1 protein-coding gene is annotated in these 718 nt (G+C 72.7%); it reads right to left on the bottom strand.

Features of this window, described 5'->3' with window-relative positions; translation table 11 throughout:
* The coding region (locus tag GJ693_RS16440; RefSeq protein WP_197042320.1) for a TolC family protein at positions 1-718 on the bottom strand (718 nt) is incomplete at both ends.

The following is a 718-nucleotide window of genomic DNA, read 5'->3' as shown; positions in this document are numbered from 1 at the left end:
CGGCCACCTCGTTCAGCGCCCGCAGCAGCGCGGCATCATGCGCCGCCACCGCTGCCACGCGCGACGCCCGAGCGCCGCGTGCCTCGGCAGCCCGGCGGCCGCCATCCAGGATGGGCAGGCTCAACGCCGGGCCAAAGTTCGCATAAAAACTGTTGCCTTCCAGCAATTTGTCAAAGCCCAGGCTCTGCTGGCCGATGGTGGCGTTGAGGCTGAGATTGGGCAGGAAGGCGCGTTTGGCCGCCAGTTCACGCGCGCCGGCACCTTCGGCGCGCAGGCGGGCGGCCACGATATCGGGCCGGCGCGCGATCAGGCCGATGCCCACATTGTCGGGCAGGCCGGGCGGCAGCGGCTTGATTGTCGGCGGTGCAATCGTCAGGCCGCGATCCGGCCCGGCACCGAGCAGCAGTGCCAACCGGTGCCGCGCCACCTGCACCTGCTGGCCTGCAGCAGCGGCATCAGCCTCGGCCAGCGCCAGCCGGCTGGCGGCCTGGGCGCGGGCACCATCATTGTCGAGACCCGCAGCGACGCGATTGGCGGTCAGCTCCAGCGTCTGGCGGCGGATGGCGAGCGCATCGCGGGCCACGGCTTCGCGATCGAGCGCAGCGCCGAAATCCGCGTAAGCGGCCGCCACGCTGGCCGCCAGCAGCAGCCGCGCCTGCGACCGTTCCACGGCCACCGCATCGGCCTCACGCCGGGCGGCGCGCAGCTGGGCACGGCC

It is taken from the genome of Sandarakinorhabdus oryzae, assembly GCF_009733735.1.
GTDB classification, from domain to species: Bacteria; Pseudomonadota; Alphaproteobacteria; order Sphingomonadales; family Sphingomonadaceae; genus Sandarakinorhabdus; species Sandarakinorhabdus oryzae.
Note: the sequence above shows the minus strand (reverse complement) of the source record. Positions and strands in the feature narration are given on the sequence as shown.